Annotated in this window: 19 protein-coding genes; 11 read left to right on the top strand and 8 right to left on the bottom strand. The window is 35.8% G+C overall.

The features are described from left to right. Positions 1-3 precede the first annotated feature (3 nt). The gene (locus tag BLW20_RS09520; protein WP_091099654.1) at positions 4-564 is read right to left on the bottom strand and encodes a zinc-ribbon domain-containing protein; all 561 of its coding nucleotides are present in this window, start codon (positions 562-564) and stop codon (positions 4-6) included. A 191-nt stretch (positions 565-755) separates the two neighbouring features. On the opposite strand from BLW20_RS09520, the gene pnuC reads away from it, so the two are divergent. Beyond that, a complete protein-coding gene (pnuC, locus tag BLW20_RS09515; protein ID WP_091099652.1) occupies positions 756-1,346 on the top strand; it encodes a nicotinamide riboside transporter PnuC in 591 nt (196 codons plus the stop codon). Further along, positions 1,339-2,385 (top strand): acyl-CoA dehydrogenase family protein, encoded by a 1,047-nt coding sequence (locus BLW20_RS09510; RefSeq protein ID WP_091099643.1) that lies wholly within the window; start codon positions 1,339-1,341, stop codon positions 2,383-2,385. The genes pnuC and BLW20_RS09510 overlap by 8 nt, the downstream gene beginning before the upstream one ends. 120 nt (positions 2,386-2,505) lie before the next feature. Here the strand turns inward: BLW20_RS09510 and BLW20_RS09505 are convergent, their stop codons facing one another. Then, complete coding sequence (locus tag BLW20_RS09505; RefSeq protein WP_091099640.1) at positions 2,506-3,249, bottom strand: lysophospholipid acyltransferase family protein; 744 nt, start codon at positions 3,247-3,249, stop codon at positions 2,506-2,508. 91 nt (positions 3,250-3,340) lie between these two features. Here BLW20_RS09505 and trpS point away from each other — a divergent pair, with 91 nt between their 5' ends. Next, positions 3,341-4,309, top strand: a complete 969-nt coding sequence (gene trpS, locus BLW20_RS09500; protein ID WP_091099636.1) for a tryptophan--tRNA ligase — start codon at positions 3,341-3,343, stop codon at positions 4,307-4,309. A 56-nt stretch (positions 4,310-4,365) separates the two neighbouring features. On the opposite strand, the gene BLW20_RS09495 is transcribed toward trpS, so the two are convergent. Continuing rightward, positions 4,366-4,923, bottom strand: a complete 558-nt coding sequence (locus BLW20_RS09495) for an autotransporter outer membrane beta-barrel domain-containing protein (RefSeq protein ID WP_091099634.1) — start codon at positions 4,921-4,923, stop codon at positions 4,366-4,368. A gap of 234 nt (positions 4,924-5,157) precedes the next feature. Between BLW20_RS09495 and BLW20_RS09490 the strand changes: the two genes are divergently transcribed. From BLW20_RS09490 to BLW20_RS09480, 3 genes are read left to right on the top strand one after another with little or no spacing between them, the layout of a single operon-like run. Then, positions 5,158-5,919: an exodeoxyribonuclease III gene (locus BLW20_RS09490; protein WP_091099709.1), complete on the top strand. Its 762-nt coding sequence runs from the start codon at positions 5,158-5,160 to the stop codon at positions 5,917-5,919. A gap of 16 nt (positions 5,920-5,935) precedes the next feature. After that, positions 5,936-6,814, top strand: coding sequence for an OmpA/MotB family protein (locus BLW20_RS09485; RefSeq protein WP_091099632.1), 879 nt, complete (start codon positions 5,936-5,938; stop codon positions 6,812-6,814). A 50-nt stretch (positions 6,815-6,864) separates the two neighbouring features. After that, on the top strand, positions 6,865-8,169 hold the full coding sequence (locus BLW20_RS09480; RefSeq protein ID WP_091099630.1) for a mechanosensitive ion channel family protein: 1,305 nt from the start codon (positions 6,865-6,867) through the stop codon (positions 8,167-8,169). Between the two features lie 18 nt (positions 8,170-8,187). Here the strand turns inward: BLW20_RS09480 and BLW20_RS09475 are convergent, their stop codons facing one another. The 5 genes from BLW20_RS09475 to BLW20_RS09455 all read right to left on the bottom strand — a co-directional run bounded on the left by BLW20_RS09475 (position 8,188) and on the right by BLW20_RS09455 (position 14,576). Next, positions 8,188-8,469: a FoF1 ATP synthase subunit delta/epsilon gene (locus BLW20_RS09475; RefSeq protein WP_091099628.1), complete on the bottom strand. Its 282-nt coding sequence runs from the start codon at positions 8,467-8,469 to the stop codon at positions 8,188-8,190. Between the two features lie 20 nt (positions 8,470-8,489). Beyond that, the gene (gene atpD, locus BLW20_RS09470; protein ID WP_091099626.1) at positions 8,490-10,001 is read right to left on the bottom strand and encodes a F0F1 ATP synthase subunit beta; all 1,512 of its coding nucleotides are present in this window, start codon (positions 9,999-10,001) and stop codon (positions 8,490-8,492) included. A gap of 304 nt (positions 10,002-10,305) precedes the next feature. Further along, positions 10,306-12,153, bottom strand: a complete 1,848-nt coding sequence (gene glmS / locus BLW20_RS09465; RefSeq protein ID WP_091099624.1) for a glutamine--fructose-6-phosphate transaminase (isomerizing) — start codon at positions 12,151-12,153, stop codon at positions 10,306-10,308. Positions 12,154-12,155: 2 nt separating this feature from the next. Next, positions 12,156-13,760 carry a DUF4270 domain-containing protein gene (locus BLW20_RS09460; RefSeq protein ID WP_091099622.1) on the bottom strand — a complete coding sequence of 535 codons (1,605 nt, stop codon included), beginning with the start codon at positions 13,758-13,760 and terminating at the stop codon, positions 12,156-12,158. Between the two features lie 12 nt (positions 13,761-13,772). Further along, positions 13,773-14,576, bottom strand: a complete 804-nt coding sequence (locus BLW20_RS09455; RefSeq protein ID WP_091099617.1) for a glycogen/starch synthase — start codon at positions 14,574-14,576, stop codon at positions 13,773-13,775. Positions 14,577-14,682: 106 nt separating this feature from the next. Between BLW20_RS09455 and panC the strand changes: the two genes are divergently transcribed. The 5 genes from panC (at position 14,683) to radA (ending at position 19,018) form a co-directional block, all read left to right on the top strand. Then, positions 14,683-15,531 carry a pantoate--beta-alanine ligase gene (gene panC / locus BLW20_RS09450; RefSeq protein WP_091099614.1) on the top strand — a complete coding sequence of 283 codons (849 nt, stop codon included), beginning with the start codon at positions 14,683-14,685 and terminating at the stop codon, positions 15,529-15,531. A gap of 18 nt (positions 15,532-15,549) precedes the next feature. Continuing rightward, positions 15,550-15,900 carry an aspartate 1-decarboxylase gene (gene panD, locus BLW20_RS09445; protein ID WP_091099606.1) on the top strand — a complete coding sequence of 117 codons (351 nt, stop codon included), beginning with the start codon at positions 15,550-15,552 and terminating at the stop codon, positions 15,898-15,900. Positions 15,901-15,903: 3 nt separating this feature from the next. Next, positions 15,904-16,863 carry a lysylphosphatidylglycerol synthase transmembrane domain-containing protein gene (locus tag BLW20_RS09440; protein WP_091099604.1) on the top strand — a complete coding sequence of 320 codons (960 nt, stop codon included), beginning with the start codon at positions 15,904-15,906 and terminating at the stop codon, positions 16,861-16,863. Positions 16,864-16,935: 72 nt separating this feature from the next. Next, positions 16,936-17,481, top strand: a complete 546-nt coding sequence (locus BLW20_RS09435) for an AAA family ATPase (protein ID WP_091099603.1) — start codon at positions 16,936-16,938, stop codon at positions 17,479-17,481. Positions 17,482-17,656: 175 nt separating this feature from the next. After that, positions 17,657-19,018 carry a DNA repair protein RadA gene (gene radA, locus BLW20_RS09430; protein ID WP_091099602.1) on the top strand — a complete coding sequence of 454 codons (1,362 nt, stop codon included), beginning with the start codon at positions 17,657-17,659 and terminating at the stop codon, positions 19,016-19,018. Positions 19,019-19,054 lie beyond the last annotated feature (36 nt).

The following is a 19,054-nucleotide window of genomic DNA, read 5'->3' as shown; positions in this document are numbered from 1 at the left end:
TTTTTATTTGTAATCGTTTGGTTTAACTACATATTGGTCAACAAAAGCACCATTTTTATCTTTATAACAATATTTAAAAGTTACATCTCTTTTTCTTTGAGGTTCCATAGAAGGATTTGTTTTGATGTTTTCTAAAATACCCGGATACACATATTTACGTACAGTATCTAAATTAACTTCAGATTTATCTAAACTTATCAATTTGTAATTGTATTGAAAAACCTTTCCTGGCAGTGCCACAGTATTTTCTAAAACAGTGTATTCATCAACTTGCACTGGACAGGTTTTATTAAGCTCATCTGCAATAGCCTTCATCTCTTTATCAATAGAATTATCATTATTAAAGAAAGATTGAACAAGGAAATACATTGCAAAAAAACCTACTACAGAACCTATTACTGCGGGTATGTTCGATTTTTTCTTAATAACTTTCTTGTCTGTTTCAGTTTCAGTATGTATCACTTCCTTCACAGAGTTTTGCTTTGGCAAAGAATAACCACAACTTTTACAAAATTTTGCGTCTAAACTATTCGCGGTATCACAATTGGTACAGATATTACTCATGATTTTTTTTTGCAAAAGTATTTAATAAATACGTAAAAACCTTTCACGATCCAGAAAAAATCCGCAATTTTGAACCCGCAACGGGGTGCCTTATTGGCTGAGATGATACCCGGGAAATTGGTTCTGCACCTGATCCGGATAATGCCGGCGGAGGGATTGTATCTTTATCATCTCATCATTTAATTTATTATATGATGCAGGAAATTTTAAGTAAAACCACATGGATTGAATGGCTGGGTGTTGCTTTCGCCGTGGTTCAGGTGCTTTTGGCGCAAAAAAACAACATTCACAATTATCTTTTCGGAATTGCCGGTATCCTTTTGGCAATGTATGTAAAGTTTCACGCAAAACTGTATGCCGAATTTTCACTGGATTTTTATTATTTAATAATGAGTATTTACGGTTGGTTGTTCTGGAAATTTGGCAAACAGCAAACCGAAACGCCCATCACGTTTACCACAAAAACCGAAAAATATAAAGCAACCGGTATTGTCTTTATCGCTTTCACGATTTTCTATACCTTTTTAACGCGTTTTACCGATAGCGATGTACCTGTTTGGGATTCGTTAGTTACTGCCTTTGCATGGGCAGGAATGTGGTTAATGGCAAAACGAAAAATAGAAAACTGGATTTTACTGAACATCAGTAACTTTATGGCGGTACCCCTGCTTATTCACAAAGATTTGTATCTTTATGCTGTACTAACCGCTTTTTTGTTTGTGGTTGCCATTTTTGGATACATCAACTGGTACAAAATCTTAAAACGACAACAACATGCTTAATGCCGATTTGCAAAACAAATTATCAGGCAGTAATTGGATGCCAGATGAAATAATGCAACATATTTTTGAACAACGCTGGTTGCAGATCTGGGTTCCAAAAAAATATTTCGGGTTAGGACTATCGTTTAAAGAAGGTTTGAAGTTACTGAAAAAGTTAGCCAAAACCGATGGCAGTTTGGGCTGGATGGTTACCTTATGCGCCGGAGCCAATTATTTCTCAAGAAACCTAAAACCCGAAATTGCCACAGAACTTTTTAAAAATCATTTCACATGTTTTGGCGGCAGCGGTGCTATTGGCGGAACTGCCGAAATGGTAAACAATCAATTTTTAATTAACGGCAAATGGACATTTGCTACCGGTGCACCACATTTAAGTCATTTTACGTTGAATGCACGCCTTACAACAAATGGCAAACCTGTTCTAGATAAAGAAGGAAATGAAATGATTCGTTCGTTTATTATCCCCAAAGATCAGGTTGAAATTATTGCCGACTGGCAAGCTATGGGAATGCAGGCTACCGGAACTTTTTCGTTTACGGTTGATGCTATTTTGGTTGATGCCAATCACAGTTTTATTTACAACGAATTTTATACCGATGCCGTTTTGGATAAGATTCCGTTTCGCATTTTTGCCGATTTAACCTTGTTGGTTAATTATCTGGGAATGGCAGAACATTTTCTTGATGAAGCAGAAAAAATTCGTTTGAATCTAGATTTATCGGGATTCAAACAGGAACTTCGAGACAATGAAAACCAAATTTATTTTTTTGCGGATAAAATGGAATATCTGTTAGGAAATAACGAAGAAATTCCAGACGGAATTCAAACCGAAATTCATGAGTTTGGCAAACGACTCGTTGCCAGTTTATCTCACAAAATTTTGGATTTATATTTTCAGTTAGGTATTAAAGCATCACATACTAATGAGCCAATTCATCAAATATTTTGCGATTATTTTACGGCTACACAACATGCGAATTTTAGAAACACTTATGCTTACAAAAAAGACAATCTTTTACCCTTTTTTACTAATTTTTAATAAAAAACACATCACTCATCATTTATTGATTTTTTGACACACAAAGAATCTTTCTACTATAGAAATAATAAAATTTAAAACATATTGATAGGAATTGAAACAAGAAAGAAAAAACTTAAATCAGACAGATTCATGCCATAACAACGGTTTTAAAATCATTTCGCGAACTTCTTCTTTCAGCTGTGGTTTATCGCGTTGGGTCAATCCTTTGGTTTCTACAAACGGGTGCTGATGAATCAATACCTTTCCGGGGTATCCTGCAAAAAACCGGAAAGGAAACATCTTTTTTAATCCTACAAAAGTCATAGGGACTACCGGAATTTCAAAATCAATCGCCAAGCGAAAAGCTCCGTCTTTAAATTCGTCTAAAACAACAGATTCGTCATCGGGCACACCACCTTCGGGAAAAATACAAACACTTAAACCATTTGCTAATTTTTGTGCGGCAGCAATCATTGTCTTTTGGCGGCTCACTGCACTTGATCTGTCCACAAGAATACAGGCTTTTTTATAGAAATAACCAAATATCGGCAACTTTGCCAATTCCTTCTTTCCTACGAATACAAACGGATTTTTTACTAAAATCAACATCAGCATAATATCCATCATCGATGTGTGATTTGCCGTAAGTATATAGCTTCTCCTTGGATCAAATTTTTGTTTTACCAATACCTTTTTGGTAAAGCCCGTGCCATAAAAAACGCAATGTGCCCAGATTCTTGCTAAAATAAAAAAGAAACGATAGAATTTATCTGTTGATAACGAAACAATCAGGAAAGGTGAAAGCACCAATATCACGATTAATATCAACGTATAAAACCATATTTTCCAGAGAAACCATGCAATTTTTTTTAGCAGCATCATTTATTTTGTTTGACCCTGCAAATTAATAAATAAAATAAATTTTACCACCACCATAGAATACTTTAAATTTGTAAAAATTTTAATCGATAAAATGGCAAAAGTATTAACAGGAGTTCAAAGTACCGGAACCCCACACTTAGGAAATCTTTTAGGAGCTATTTTGCCGGCAATAGAAATGGCAAACAATCCTGAAAATGAAACGTTTTTATTTATCGCCGACCTGCATTCGGCTACACAAATTAAAGACGCTAAAACATTAAAAGAAAATACATACAGTGTGGCTGCAACCTGGCTGGCTTGCGGATTGGATACCAATCGTGTAACCTTCTACAAACAATCAAGTGTACCACAAACCTGTGAGCTTACCTGGTACTTAAGCTGTTTTTTTCCGTTTCAGCGTTTAACGTTGGCGCATTCATTTAAGGATAAATCGAGTTATTTGGAAAATATAAATGCCGGTTTATTCACTTATCCGATGCTTATGGCAGCTGACATTTTATTGTACGATGCCGAATTTGTACCTGTGGGAAAAGACCAGTTGCAGCATATAGAAATCACACGTGATGTAGCTGCTCGTTTTAACCACCAAATGGGCGAAGTTTTTGTGTTGCCCAAAGCTAAAATAGCCGAAGACATTATGACTATTCCCGGAACCGACGGTGAAAAAATGAGCAAAAGCCGCAATAACTTTATTAATATTTTTGAAGACGATAAAAAGTTACGCAAACAAATTATGGCGATTGTTACTGATGCCACTCCGTTAGAAGAACCTAAAAACCCGGATACCTGTAATGTATTTGCGTTGTACAAATTATTAGCTTCTGATGAACAAATAGCTCAAATGCGTGTCAATTACGAAGGTGGAAATTACGGTTACGGACATGCCAAACAAGCCTTGTTTGAGCTGATTTGCGAAAAATTCAAAGATATTCGCGAAAAATATACTTACTATATGAACCATTTAGATGAAGTGGATCACTTCTTAAACGAAGGCGCTGCAAAAGCCGCTGTCATCGCTAACAGAACTTTAAATAAAGTTAGAGAGAAGCTGGGGTATTAAAAGTTTATACAAAAAACCCTTTATCAATTGATAAAGGGTTTTTACTATTTCAGTTTTTAAAAGCGATAACCAATATTGATACCTGCATTTAATTCAATACCTGCAAATTCGTCAATTACATCATCACTAAAGTTTCTTGCTATATTAATAAATGGCGAAATGGTAAAAGCATCATTTTTTACTAATTTATAACCTGCTCCCACACCAATAATGAATGAATTCATATCGGTTGTTGTGCGTGTATAACCAGATTCTGTTTTTATATCGTGCTCATAATCTCCAAAACGGTATTTTAAAAAGGGTTGTGCATATAAGCCTGAAGCGTGTTCTCCTTCTTTTCCTCCAAAATAAAAACTATAATTTACTGCAATGGCATTGGTATTAAATTGTTTGAACTTACCTTCCTTTTTATTCTGCCCGAAATAAGAAAAACGGTCATTAATCATTAAATCTACTCCTACTGATTGATCCTGATCAATAAAATGTTCATAACCAATTTCAACCGACTGGTTTACAATAGTGTTAAAAATGTTTAATTCTACTTCGTTTAAAGCTTGTGCCTGTACATTTGCTGTACCCACTAAAGCACAAATTGCTACAGCTATTTTTTTCATTTTTACGATATTTTTGACAAATATAGAAATTTTACAGTCAATTTATTTCTTTTCTTAAGGATATAATATCACCAGGTCATACCTTTTACAGATTGTTACCTCCTGATACTATTTGCAATATCGAAAATAGGCATAAGAATTCCAATATAAAGACCATTAAAAACAAAACAACTCGTTAAATGTATTTTTCTTACTAAATGAAATATGTATTTTTGGCAAAACCCTATTTTATCAATGAAAATTTTATCATACAATGTAAACGGAATTCGTGCGGCAATTACAAAAGGTTTTTTAGATTGGTTGCAAGCTGCAAATCCGGATATTATTTGTTTACAGGAAATTAAAGCAACACCAGAGCAAATTCCTGTATTAGAGATTACGGCAGCGGGCTATCCCTACCAATATTATTTTCCGGCAGAAAAAAAAGGATACAGCGGCGTTGCCATTTTAAGTAAAACCGAACCTAAAAAGGTAGTTTTTGGAACCGGAATCGATTATATGGATAAAGAAGGACGAAACCTTCGTGCCGATTTTGAGGATTTCTCTGTAATGTCATTATACCTGCCTTCCGGAACAAATAGTGAGCGTTTAGGACACAAGTTTCAATATATGGCAGATTTTCAGAATTACATCAACGAACTAAAAGTTATTGTTCCCAACTTGATTATTTGTGGCGATTACAACATTTGTCATCAGGCAATTGATATTCACGATCCTATACGCAATGCAAAAGTATCAGGATTTTTACCCGAAGAACGTGAATGGTTAGATACATTTATGAAAAACGGATTCATCGATTCGTTCCGAATGCTGAATCCGGAGCCCCATAATTATTCGTGGTGGAGCTATCGTGCCAATGCCCGAAACAACAATAAAGGCTGGCGTATTGATTACCATTTGGTTGCAGACAATATGAAGGATCGTATAAAACGAGCCTATATTTTGCCCGAAGCCAGGCATTCTGACCACTGTCCCGTGGCAATTGAAATTGATTAACAAAACATTCAGAACAATGAAAAAAATACTATTGGCAGCTTGTTGCCTTCCTTTTTTAACAAGTTGCGTTACCAGAAGATTGTATAACGAATTAGATGCAAAATATAAAAACTGCGCCGAAGAACTGGAACGTTTAACCGGAGAAGCAACAGATTTAAAATCGCAATCGTTTGATTTGGGTACTAAAAATCAATCTTTGCAATCACAATTAGATGATGCTGTTGCCGAACGCGACAAATTACAAATTGCTTATAATCAATTACAAAAAGATTATGATAATTTAGAAAAAAACAGCGATCAGGCAATCAAAGCAGAAATTGAACGCCTCAACAGCTTAAAAGAAGAATTAGCCGGAAAATCATCTCGTGTTGCAGAATTAGAGAGTAAATTGGCGGCACAAGATAAGAACCTTCGCAACTTAAAAGAATCACTTTCTAAAGCATTATTTGAATTTGAAGGCAAAGGATTAACTGTTGAGCAAAAAAACGGAAAAGTATATGTATCAATGGAAAACAAATTATTGTTCCCATCGGGCAGCTGGACAGTGAGCAATGAAGGAAAAACTGCTGTGGGACAGTTGGCTGAAGTATTGGCAAAAAATCCTGATATTTCCATATTGATTGAAGGACATACCGATAACGATAAGATTGTTGGAAACCTGGGCGGCGGAATCACTAACAACTGGGATTTATCAACCAAACGTGCCACTGCCATTGTAAATATTATTGAACAAACGCACGGCATCGACAAGAAAAACTTAACAGCAGCCGGGCGTAGTGAATATGCGCCTGTTGCATTAAACAATTCGGCAACCAATAAAGCAAAAAACCGTAGAATCGAGGTAATCCTGACACCAAAGTTAGACGAAATCTCAAAGATGTTAAACGACTTATAAACCTTGAATCCCGGACAATTCGGGATTTTTTTCAAAAACCCCTTATATTAATGAATGTTTTAGACCATCAATTAAAAAGCAATATTTACTCATTTGGATATGACACCCTTTTAAAAATAGGAATTTCTTCTGAACTTGCCCATTATTTAAATGCTGTTTTACTCTTAATGGTTCTATTTGCTTTATTGTATTTAGTAGATATCTCATTACGTAAATTATTAAGAATTTCAGTTATTAAAATTGTAAGAAAAAGCAAAACACGGTTCGACGATTTTTTAATTCACAACAGGGTTTTAAAATATGTTACTCATTTAGTACCATTGATCATTGCCAAACAGTTGTTACCAGTAATCTTTATAGGTTTTCCAAAATGGATTAACTTTACGGTAAAAATCACTGACATTCTTATTATTGTAGCGGTAACCGTACTTGTAAAAGCTATTTTTTATGCAGTAAAAGATTATTTAAACACAAAAAAACGATTTGCAGATAAACCTTTAGACAGTTACTTTCAGGTAATTGCGATTCTTCTGTATATTGTTTGTGCCATCTTAATTTTTTCTGAATTAACCGGTAAAGACCCTTACGGATTACTTATTTCATTAGGAGCGGCATCTGCCATTGTTATGTTAGTTTTTAAGGATACCATTCTTGGTTTTGTGGCAAGTATTCAGGTTTCGTCAAACGATATGGTTCGTGTGGGCGATTGGATTGAAATGGCAAAATACGGTGCTGACGGCGATGTGTTGGAAATAAATTTAAATACCGTTAAAGTTCAAAATTTTGACAAAACCATTACCACCATTCCCACGTATGCGTTAATCAGCGATTCGTTTAAAAACTATCGGGGAATGCAAAAATCCGGAGGCAGACGCATCAAACGATCCATTAACATCAAATTGGGATCTGTTCGCTTTTTAGAAGCTGATGAAATTGAAAATTTAAAGCGTATTAAGCTTTTAAAATCATACATTATGGAACGGCAACAAGAAATTGCCACATATAACCACACTCACGTTGACGACCCCACAATGTTAGTAAACGGCAGACGAATGACAAATGTGGGATTGTTTAGAGAATACGTTAAAAGATACCTTTTAAACATTCAATCTACCAATAAAAGATATGCCATCATGGTACGCCATTTACAACCCACAGAGCACGGTTTGCCTATTGAGATTTACACATTTGCAAACTCTATTGTCTGGGCAGAATACGAAGGCATTATGGCAGATATTTTTGACCATGTAATAGCTGTGGTTCCGTACTTTCATTTAGAACTTTTTGAACTGCCAAGCGCAGCAGATTTCCACGATTTGTTTGCAGACCAATACCATAAAAAAACCAACTCGTAATGAGTTGGTTTTTTCTATTTAATTTGCTAAAATATTTATTCTATTGTCTTTCAATTCCAGCGTTCCCGATTTTATTGGCAGATAATAGGTATTATTGTCAATCTTCTCGAAACGGCTTTCAAATTGAGGTTCAAACTGTAAATTAGTACCGGCAATTTTAATTCTTCCTTCAATTAATAAAGAAACAATCGGCGCGTGGTTATTCAGCATTTGAAACTCTCCGTTAATTCCGGGCACAGACACTGCGGTAACCTGACCTTTAAATAGTGTAGCTTCCGGAGAAACAATTTCTAAAATCATACTAAATTGTTTTTTGTGATTTATGATTCAGCTAACATCTTCTCTCCGGCTGCGATTGCGTCTTCAATTGAACCTTTTAAGTTAAATGCAGCTTCTGGCAAATGGTCTAATTCACCATCGATAATCATGTTAAATCCTTTAATTGTCTCTTTAATGTCAACCAATACACCAGGAATACCTGTAAACTGTTCTGCTACGTGGAAAGGTTGTGATAAGAAACGTTGTACACGACGTGCACGGTGAACGGCTAATTTATCAGCTTCTGACAACTCTTCCATACCTAAAATCGCGATGATGTCTTGTAACTCTTTATATTTTTGCAGGATTTCTTTTACGCGTTGTGCACAAGCATAATGTTCTTTACCTAAGATTTCAGGAGTTAAGATACGTGAAGTAGAATCTAATGGATCTACCGCAGGATAAATACCTAGTTCTGAAATTTTACGAGACAATACAGTTGTTGCATCTAAGTGGGCAAATGTTGTAGCAGGAGCCGGATCCGTTAAGTCATCCGCAGGAACGTAAACCGCCTGTACCGATGTAATTGATCCTGTTTTTGTTGATGTAATACGCTCTTGCATAGCACCCATTTCAGTTGCTAAAGTTGGTTGGTAACCTACTGCAGAAGGCATACGACCTAATAATGCAGATACCTCTGAACCAGCCTGTGTAAAACGGAAGATGTTGTCAACGAAGAACAATACATCTTTACCTTGACCATCACCCGCTCCGTCACGGAAATATTCAGCAATTGTTAAACCAGATAAAGCTACACGTGCACGTGCACCTGGTGGTTCGTTCATTTGTCCGAATACGAAAGTTGCTTTAGAATCCATCATTCCTGGTTTGTCAACTTTGGTTAAATCCCAACCGCCGTTTTCCATAGAATGCATAAAATCGTCACCGTATTTAATAATACCTGATTCTAACATCTCGCGTAATAAGTCGTTCCCTTCACGAGTACGTTCACCAACACCGGCAAATACAGATAAACCTCCGTGACCTTTTGCAATGTTGTTAATTAACTCTTGAATCAATACAGTTTTACCAACACCGGCTCCACCAAACAAACCAATTTTACCACCTTTTGCATAAGGTTCGATCAAATCGATTACTTTGATTCCTGTGAATAAAACTTCGCTTGATGTTGATAGGTCTTCAAATTTAGGTGCCGGACGGTGAATTGGCAAGCCATTTGCACCCTCTTTTGGTAACTTTTCTAATCCGTCGATTGGCTCACCAACCACGTTGAATAAACGACCAAAAACTTCTTTACCTATTGGCATTTGGATAGGCGAACCGTTAGAAACAACTTCTGCTCCACGGCTTAAACCATCGGTAGAATCCATTGAAATGGTACGTACGGTATCCTCACCAATATGAGATTGAACTTCTAACACTAATTTTGACCCATCTGCTTTTGTAATTTCTAATGAATCATAAATTTTCGGTAATGCAGCAGAAGTAGTATCAAAAACTACGTCAACTACCGGCCCGATAACTTGTGCAACTTTTCCTGTAACTTTAGACATTGCTTATGTATTTATTTAACAGCTAATTATCAATTGCGAAAAAATCACTTTTTTCGATGTGCAAAGATAGTTTTTTTTTGTAATAATTAAAATCTATTTTTTGTTTTTTCAATTACAGTATTATCTGCTGTAAAAATAACTTTAAAAATCTTCTAAAATAAAAAATGGGATGGTTTAAAAACCGTCCCATTTTAATATAACCAAAAAAAACACTTATGAAAAAATTCTATTCTATTGGGTAGAATGAAATTTATTTTGCTAATATAAGGTGTTTTTTTATTTAAACAAATTCTTTTACTATTTTTTATTCAACCGTAACCGATTTCGCTAAATTCCTTGGCTGATCTACGTTCGTACCACGCAAAACAGCTACGTGATATGACAACAACTGTAAAGGAATCGTGGCAATGATTGATGTTAACGCTTCGGTTGAATTTGGCATTTCTATGATATGATCGGCAAGATTTTTTACTTGTTCATCGCCTTTTGATACCAATGCAATGATTTTTCCGCTGCGTGCTTTAATTTCTTGGATGTTACTCACCACTTTATCGTAATGATTTTGTTGTGGTGCAATTACAATTACCGGCATGTTTTCATCGATCAAAGCAATAGGACCGTGTTTCATTTCGGCTGCCGGATATCCTTCTGCGTGAATGTATGAAATTTCTTTCAACTTCAAAGCTCCTTCTAATGCTACCGGAAAATTAAACCCACGACCTAAAAACAGACAGTTGGCCGCATCTTTATAAATACGTGCAATTTCTAAAATACGATCATTTTCTTTTAAAGCTTCTTCTACTTTTTCAGGAATCAGTTCTAATTCAATTAAATTTCTTAAATAATCAGACTGAGAAATAGTTCCTTTTGCTTTAGCCAAACGCAACGCAATCAATGCCAAAACAGTGATTTGTGTGGTAAATGCTTTAGTTGATGCCACTCCAATTTCTGGTCCGGCATGGGTATAAGCTCCTGCATGGGTTTCACGAGAAATAGAAGATCCTACTACATTACAAACACCAAAAACAAAGGCACCTTTTTCTTTAGCCAGTTTAATAGCTGCCAATGTATCGGCAGTTTCGCCCGATTGTGAAATAGCGATAACCACATCGTCTGCATTGATGATTGGGTTACGGTAGCGGAATTCAGATGCATACTCCACCTCAACAGGGATACGGGCAAATTCTTCGATCATATATTCTGCCACTTGTCCTGCATGCCAAGATGTTCCGCAAGCAACAATAATAATACGTTTTGCGTTGGTGAATTTATTCAGATTATCTTCAATCCCTGCCATTTTAATCAACCCTTGGTCGCTTAATAAACGACCACGAAAGGTATCGCGAATAACATCGGGTTGTTCGTAAATCTCTTTCAGCATAAAGTGATCGTAACCACCTTTTTCTATCTGTTCTAAATTTAATTGTAATTCCTGAATGTACGGACTTACTTCTTTATCAGATTTTATTTTTCTAATCTTAATCGGTTTGTGTAAGCGGATAATCGCCAGTTCTTCATCTTCCAGATAAATAGCGTTGTTCGTATATTCTATAAAAGGCGACGCATCTGAAGCTACAAAATATTCGCCTTCGCCAATACCAATTGCCAACGGACTACCTAATCTTGCCGCTACAATTTCGTTTGGTTTTTTAATATCCATTACACAGATCGCATACGCACCAACTACCTGGTTTAATGCCACCTGTACGGCTTTACCTAATTTTAATCCTTTATTTTTTTGTACGTCTTCAATTAGGTTAACCAATACTTCTGTGTCTGTATCGGACTTAAAAGTATATCCGCGATTGATTAATTCTTTTTTTAACGGTTCATAGTTTTCAATGATTCCGTTATGAATAATAACCAATTTGCCGGAATTTGAAAAATGCGGGTGTGAGTTTACATCGTTTGGCACTCCGTGTGTTGCCCAGCGCGTATGACCGATCCCCATGGAACCTTCCAAGGTATTTTCAGCTTCTGCTCTTTTTTCTAAATCAGAAACTTTACCTTTTGTTTTACTTGATATAAATTTTTCACCATCGTATAACGCAACGCCGGCACTGTCATAACCACGGTATTCTAAACGTTTTAATCCTTTTATTATAATTGGATATGCGTCTTTAGGACCTATATAACCTACTATTCCACACATAATTAATTTTCTTTAGTGTAATAAATTTCAAGTTTCATTTTTAATTCGCTATTAGAAGCATCAGGAGCGTAGATTACGGTTCCAAAAGGATTCATGGTAGCTGTTACTGGTGTTTTTTTATCTGTTGTTTTTACAGGGTTCATAACAGAATTTGTAATATCGTTTGCAACAACCAATCCTAAAGGTACATTGGTAGAATCTTTCTGGATTAAATTGTTGATATGATCTGTTATTCTGAACTGGTATTTGTGAACCGATGAATTTGAAGTATTTAACCCACTACTAAACACCGACTTGTCTGTTGATGTATCGTTGGTGTAGTCTGCAAGTATTTTGTTGTTTTTAAAATCGTATAAAAATAACTGCTTTGGTACAGAAATGGTATCCAGCCCCATTACGGAATGATCTACATAAACGGTTAACAATGCCTGATTAATCAACCAGTTGTTGTTAATAATGGTTTCTAATTCGTCTGCTTTTCCGCTGTTGTCGTTATCGTTGCCAAAAAGCGAAATGGTTGCATACGAAGTTTTATTACCACCTTTCAGCCATAAATTTCCAACGGAATTATTCTCTAAATCAAAATTACTTTCTAACAGATTAACGGTTGTTGCCGATGAAGTTGCCGATGTGGAACTGTCGTACCCAATACTGAATTCGTATGTTTTACGTTCGCGTTTTGGCTGGTTGGTTTCACTGTCAACTGTTCCGTCTTGTTTATACACAAAAACTACTTTTCCCTGACTTAAATTTAGCTGTGCCAATGCATTTTGATTGTACGCATCGACCACTTCAAAATACAACCCGCGGAAATAGTCTTTTAAAACAGCGTTATTCGAGATAGATTTGTATTTATTATTTGCAAAAAACTTATCTTGAAAATAGTTCTTGTCTAAATCTAACCAAATACCGGGTGCAATGCGTTCTTTTACCTTTGGATTTCCATCATCATCTAACTGTGGAGTTCCGTCGGCATTGTACGCATACAGTTTAATTTCACTTTTGTTAAAAGTAAACTCGGTATTTTGCGCAGTGTTAGCAGCATTGTTTAATCTGTCACTTCCGTTTAATCCTTTTTTATATTGATCAAACATTGGTTTTTCATCAGCATAATAGAATTGTGTTTCAAACTCATTATTAGGATCGGTAGCACGTAAAAAATATCCGTTTTCATAAACATTTAAGGTAAACTTTCCGCTGCCGTAAATGTTAGATACATCGTATGATTTGTTTCCGTCAGAATCGGTTGAAGAAACCGAACTTGTAAACGGTATGTAAACATACACTGAATCTAATACCGGATTATCTCCAAATGAAGACAAATCATTGTTATCTCCCATTTCAATCTGCGTAACAAAATGTGCCGCTGTTTTACCAAACGCACTGTGTGTGTAAACGCCAAAATTGTTTACCGGTAAATTGCGGGTATTTGCACTTGTGGTTTCGCCGTTTGCGGTTTCGATATTTTGAACCACGTATTTATCAAAACCAAACGGATCGTTACCAATAATATCAGAACCCATTTCGGTAAACTCTTGTTCACACGAAACGATTGTTACAGATAATGCAGAAAATAATAAAATTTTAGCTATCGATTTTCTTCTCATATATGCTTTAAATTAAACCTTGTGAAGATAAAATTCCGGATAGAAATCCTTCATTTTTTCTTTTGCGTCGAAAGGTAAGAAAGGTTTATTTGAACTTTGTATATAATTTGTTAAATCTTCTGATATTTCCGATGAAGAAATCACGATGCCGTCTGAATGGTCAATGGCGTTTTTCATAATGCTTGTGTAATCGGCTGTTTTTAACCCTTCGATATCTTTTGTATCGAATTCGTCAAAAGCAACTTTGTCAAACATATTTTCTGAGAGTTTTCCGTTAAATCCTGCTGAAAAAACAGAAGTGATTACTTTAGTATCTGCGAAAATACTTTCATCATTATAATACTTTTTCATATACAACGGCAATAATGAGGCCATCCAGCCTTGCACGTGAATCACATCGGGAACCCAATTTAATTTCTTAATGGTTTCAACCACTCCTTTTACAAAAAAGATGGCACGTTCGTCATTGTCGTTGTACAGAGTATCTGCTTCATCACCGAATGTTCCTTTGCGTTTAAAATAGTCGTCGTTATCAATAAAGTAAACCTGAATGCGCTCTTTTGGGATCGAAGCAACTTTAATAATTAAAGGCATGTCCATATCATTGATAACCAAATTCATACCCGAAAGCCGTATAACTTCATGTAATTGATGTCTTCTTTCATTGATGCTACCATATCTTGGCATAAAAATACGGATTTGACCACCTAAATCATTAATCATTTTCGGAGTGTCAAACGAAGCTTGCGAAACTTCATTTTCAGGTAAATAAGGCACTACTTCAGATGATACATATAATATCCTCTTATCTTTCATTATTCTTTAATTAAATTAAAAATGCTTTTTAAAGTGCAAAATTACAAAAAATTGTCGACATTATTAAGTAATATGCTAATTTTGCACTCATTAAATTTTAAAAATCATGAATGTATTTCATTCACAAAGCCAGTTAAAAAGCTATTTAGAGCCACTTAAACAGGCTGATAAAACCATAGGTCTTGTTCCTACAATGGGGGCAATTCACGAAGGGCATCTTTCATTATTACAACGAGCTTTAGATGAAAATGAAGTGACTGTTGTGAGTATTTTTGTAAACCCCACACAGTTTAACAATGCCGAAGATCTGGAAAAATACCCCAGAACATTAGAACGCGATGTGGAATTAATCAAAACAGTTTCTGATAATATTTTGATTTTCTCTCCTTCTGTTGCCGATATTTACGAAGGCAACACCATTGCTCAAAAGTTTGATTACGACGGTTTAGAAGATGAAATGGAAGGCGCAAATCGCCCGGGACACTTTGACGGCGTTGGAACAATTGTTAAAAAGTTATTTGAAATTATTGAACCCACAAAGGCTTATTTTGGTGAGAAAGATTTTCAGCAGTTGCAAATCATCCGTAAGATGGTCGCAAAAAATAACATGGGTATAGAAATTGTTGGCTGCCCCATTTTTCGTGCCGAAAGCGGATTAGCAATGAGCTCGCGTAACGAACGATTATCTGCCGATGCCAGACAAAAAGCTGCTTTTATTTACCAAACCCTTTTGAAGGCAAGAGAAATTTTTCAAACATTTGATGTAATCCAAACCGAAGAATTTGTGAATGAATCCTTTAAAAACAGTGCTGCTTTTACCTTAGAATATTTTGTAATTGCCAACGAAGAAACCCTGAAAACGGTTACATCAAAAGAATCGGGTAAAAAATACCGCGGTTTTATTGTGGTTCACATTGAAGAAGTTCGCTTAATTGATAACATTGCATTAAATTAAAATTTATAACTTTGCGTCATGCAAATAGAAGTTTTAAAATCAAAAATCCACCGTGTTAAAGTAACAGGTGCTGATTTAAATTACATCGGAAGCATCACTATTGACATTGCTTTAATGGAAGCTGCCAATATTATTGAAGGAGAAAAAGTTTCGATAGTAAACATAAATAACGGAGAACGTTTTGAAACCTATGCCATTCCAGGACCACGCAACAGCGGCGAAATTACCCTAAACGGACCTGCGGCTCGCCGTGTTCAGAAAGACGATATTATTATTGTAATTACGTACGCTTTAATGGATTTTGAAGAAGCTAAAACGTTTTCTCCATGGATTATTTTTCCTAACGAAGAAAATAATTCTTTAACATAATAATTGAAGGCTTTAAAAAAAATACTAAATATTACACTCCCACTTTTGTTGGGAGTTTTTTTGGTTTATTACGCCTATAATCAGTTCACCGCTGCACAAATCGACGAGATGAAAAACTATTTTCAATCAGCCGATTATTTTTACGTAGCGCTTTCATTGCTCTTTATGAAAATCAGTCATGCATCGCGTGCATACCGTTGGAAATACAGCTTACAGTATTTAGGCTATCAATCGGGGTTTTGGAATAACTTTATGGCAATTGCCGTGGGATACCTTTTAAACCTTACCATACCAAGATCGGGCGAGCTTTCACGCGCAGTTGTCTTACAGAAATACAACAACATTCCATTCGATAAAGGTTTTGGAACCATCATTGCAGAACGCATCATTGACTTGCTGTTTTTAATCTTGTTTGTTGTTTTGGCTTTGGTTTTACAGTACCGCCAACTGGTTGGTTTTATATCTCAACAAATCCCCGTAACGCAGCTTTTAGTAATTATGGGTGTTTTTTCCTTAATTGGAATTGTTGGACTGTATTTACTTTACACCTCGCAATGGAAACTATTTGTATTCATCAGACAAAAAATTTCAGGTTTGGCAGAAGGTGTTTTAAGTATTTTTAAAATGCCTTACCGCTTGCCGTTTCTCATACACACCTTTATCATCTGGATAAGTTTTGTACTGACTTTTTATTTTGGCACCAAGGCATTACCCGAAACCAGTGGTATATCTTTAGGAGTTACCATGGTGGCTTTTGTAGTGGGCAGCCTGGCAATTAGTTTTACAAATGGAGGCATTGGTGCTTTTCCCCTACTCATTGCTAAAATACTGGCGTTGTATGGCATCTCTTTAACTGCCGGAACCGCTTTTGGCTGGATTTTATGGACCACGCAAACGGTTTTAATCATTGTTTTAGGAGGTTTGTCGTTCTTGTTGCTTCCCATTGTTAATAAGGAAAAATAAAAACTTCACTCCTTTATTCATAAACATATTTTGTAAATTCCCCTTTCTTAGATCCATCATAATTCATTAATAATGAAACCATTTTACATCATAACAGGAGGTCCTGGCGTTGGAAAAACAACGCTGATTAATGAACTAAATAATTATGGTTACCAAACTGTCCAAGAATGTGCAAGAAAAATAATTAAAGAACAAATTAAAACTAAGGGTGAAGGTTTACCTTGGAAAAACAAAGGGCTTTATGCAAAATTGATGTTTGAAGCTTCTTTAGAAAGTTATGATAACATAAATGTTGGTATACTATCCGATTTTATTTTCTTCGACAGGGGAATTTTAGACACTATTTGCTATATGAAAATGGAACATATTCCAATATCAAATCAAATAATTAAAATTGCAAGACATTATTTATACAATAAAAAAGTCTTTATTCTTCCTCCTTGGAAAGAAATCTATAAAACCGACAATGAAAGAAAACAAAGTTGGAAAGAAGCTGAATTTACATTTAAGAAAATGAAAGAAACCTATCTTGATTTTGGCTACAACATTATTGAAGTTCCAAAAGCAAATGTGCAAGAAAGAGTAGAATTTATCATTCAAAGCATAAACAAACCGTAAGTGTATTTGCAATCATAATCTTGAAAAAAACTGTTTTTTTTAACTGTCGTTCTCGTCACTTCCTGTCGTTAACAAAGGAAAATAAATTTGTAACTTCACGCTTTAATAATTTTTAGTCATTAGCTTTAAGTTTTTAGCTTATAGTATAATGCCTATTGCTTATAGCATTTAAAAAATGGCAAAAGTAAAAACAGCATTTTTTTGTTCATCGTGCGGAACACAATTTTCTAAATGGTTAGGACAATGTACCTCTTGTAAACAGTGGAATACCATTGTAGAAGAAGTGGTTCAGAAAGAAGAAAAAGTCGCCTGGCAGACTAAATCTTCAACGGGTATGAAACGTGCGTCAAAACCTTTGTTAATCAACGAAATCGACAGTACGCAAGAAATCCGGATGAACACATTAGATCAGGAATTAAACCGTATTTTAGGCGGCGGCATCGTTCCCGGATCTATGATCCTTTTGGGTGGAGAACCCGGCATTGGAAAAAGTACATTATTACTGCAATTATCCTTAAAATTACCTTACAAAGTGTTGTACGTTTCGGGCGAAGAAAGTCAGAAACAAATAAAAATGCGAGCCGAACGCATCAATCCCAACAACAATTCGTGTTATATTTTAACCGAAACCAATACGCAGAATATCTTTAAACAGGTGGAAGAAGTTGAACCCGATATTTTGATCATCGATTCCATTCAAACCCTGCATACCGACTATATTGAGGCTTCGGCAGGAAGTATTTCGCAGATAAAAGAAACTACCGCCGAACTAATTAAATTTGCCAAAGAAACATCCACTCCGGTTATTTTAATTGGTCATATTACCAAAGACGGAAACATTGCCGGACCCAAAATTTTAGAACACATGGTAGATACGGTTTTGCAGTTTGAAGGCGACCGTAACCACGTGTACAGAATTCTACGTGCATTGAAAAACCGTTTTGGATCTACAGCCGAATTGGGAATTTACGAAATGCTGGGTTCGGGACTGAGAGAGGTTTCCAATCCGTCAGAAATCTTGTTATCCAATCGCGAGGAAGAGCTTTCAGGAACGGCTATCGCTTCAACCTTAGAGGGAATGCGTCCATTAATGATCGAAATTCAGGCATTGGTAAGTACGGCAGTTTACGGAACGCCCCAGCGAAGTGCCACGGGCTATAACCTGAAACGCCTGAACATGATTTTAGCTGTTTTAGAAAAACGAGCCGGTTTCCGTTTAGGAATGAAAGACGTATTTTTAAACGTCACAGGCGGAATTACAGTAGATGATCCTGCGATTGATTTGGCGGTCGTGGCATCCATTTTATCCTCAAACGAAGACGAAGCCATATCCAAAGACATTTGTTTTGCGGGCGAAGTAGGATTATCCGGTGAAATACGTCCGGTAAACCGGGTAGATCAACGCATTCAGGAAGCTGAAAAATTAGGCTTTGCTAAAATATTTGTATCCAAATACAATAAAATCACCTATCAGTCAAAAAACATCAAAGTCGTTTTAGTTTCTAAGATTGAAGAATTGGTATCGGCATTGTTTTAAAACAGTTGCTTGCTCCTTAAAAAACGGCTCGGTCTT

It is taken from the genome of Paenimyroides marinum, from assembly GCF_900108395.1.
GTDB lineage: Bacteria > Bacteroidota > Bacteroidia > Flavobacteriales > Flavobacteriaceae > Flavobacterium > Flavobacterium marinum.
Note: the sequence above shows the minus strand (reverse complement) of the source record. Positions and strands in the feature narration are given on the sequence as shown.

Excerpts from the sequence above, each read along its gene's own strand:
- BLW20_RS09520 (WP_091099654.1), bottom strand. The coding sequence starts at position 564 with ATGAGTAATATCTGTACCAATTGTGATACCGCGAATAGTTTAGACGCA.
- pnuC (WP_091099652.1), top strand. The coding sequence starts at position 756 with ATGATGCAGGAAATTTTAAGTAAAACCACATGGATTGAATGGCTGGGT.
- BLW20_RS09510 (WP_091099643.1), top strand. The coding sequence starts at position 1,339 with ATGCTTAATGCCGATTTGCAAAACAAATTATCAGGCAGTAATTGGATG.
- BLW20_RS09505 (WP_091099640.1), bottom strand. The coding sequence starts at position 3,249 with ATGATGCTGCTAAAAAAAATTGCATGGTTTCTCTGGAAAATATGGTTT.
- trpS (WP_091099636.1), top strand. The coding sequence starts at position 3,341 with ATGGCAAAAGTATTAACAGGAGTTCAAAGTACCGGAACCCCACACTTA.
- BLW20_RS09495 (WP_091099634.1), bottom strand. The coding sequence starts at position 4,923 with ATGAAAAAAATAGCTGTAGCAATTTGTGCTTTAGTGGGTACAGCAAAT.
- BLW20_RS09490 (WP_091099709.1), top strand. The coding sequence starts at position 5,158 with ATGAAAATTTTATCATACAATGTAAACGGAATTCGTGCGGCAATTACA.
- BLW20_RS09485 (WP_091099632.1), top strand. The coding sequence starts at position 5,936 with ATGAAAAAAATACTATTGGCAGCTTGTTGCCTTCCTTTTTTAACAAGT.
- BLW20_RS09480 (WP_091099630.1), top strand. The coding sequence starts at position 6,865 with ATGAATGTTTTAGACCATCAATTAAAAAGCAATATTTACTCATTTGGA.
- BLW20_RS09475 (WP_091099628.1), bottom strand. The coding sequence starts at position 8,469 with ATGATTTTAGAAATTGTTTCTCCGGAAGCTACACTATTTAAAGGTCAG.
- atpD (WP_091099626.1), bottom strand. The coding sequence starts at position 10,001 with ATGTCTAAAGTTACAGGAAAAGTTGCACAAGTTATCGGGCCGGTAGTT.
- glmS (WP_091099624.1), bottom strand. The coding sequence starts at position 12,153 with ATGTGTGGAATAGTAGGTTATATAGGTCCTAAAGACGCATATCCAATT.
- BLW20_RS09460 (WP_091099622.1), bottom strand. The coding sequence starts at position 13,760 with ATGAGAAGAAAATCGATAGCTAAAATTTTATTATTTTCTGCATTATCT.
- BLW20_RS09455 (WP_091099617.1), bottom strand. The coding sequence starts at position 14,576 with ATGAAAGATAAGAGGATATTATATGTATCATCTGAAGTAGTGCCTTAT.
- panC (WP_091099614.1), top strand. The coding sequence starts at position 14,683 with ATGAATGTATTTCATTCACAAAGCCAGTTAAAAAGCTATTTAGAGCCA.
- panD (WP_091099606.1), top strand. The coding sequence starts at position 15,550 with ATGCAAATAGAAGTTTTAAAATCAAAAATCCACCGTGTTAAAGTAACA.
- BLW20_RS09435 (WP_091099603.1), top strand. The coding sequence starts at position 16,936 with ATGAAACCATTTTACATCATAACAGGAGGTCCTGGCGTTGGAAAAACA.
- radA (WP_091099602.1), top strand. The coding sequence starts at position 17,657 with ATGGCAAAAGTAAAAACAGCATTTTTTTGTTCATCGTGCGGAACACAA.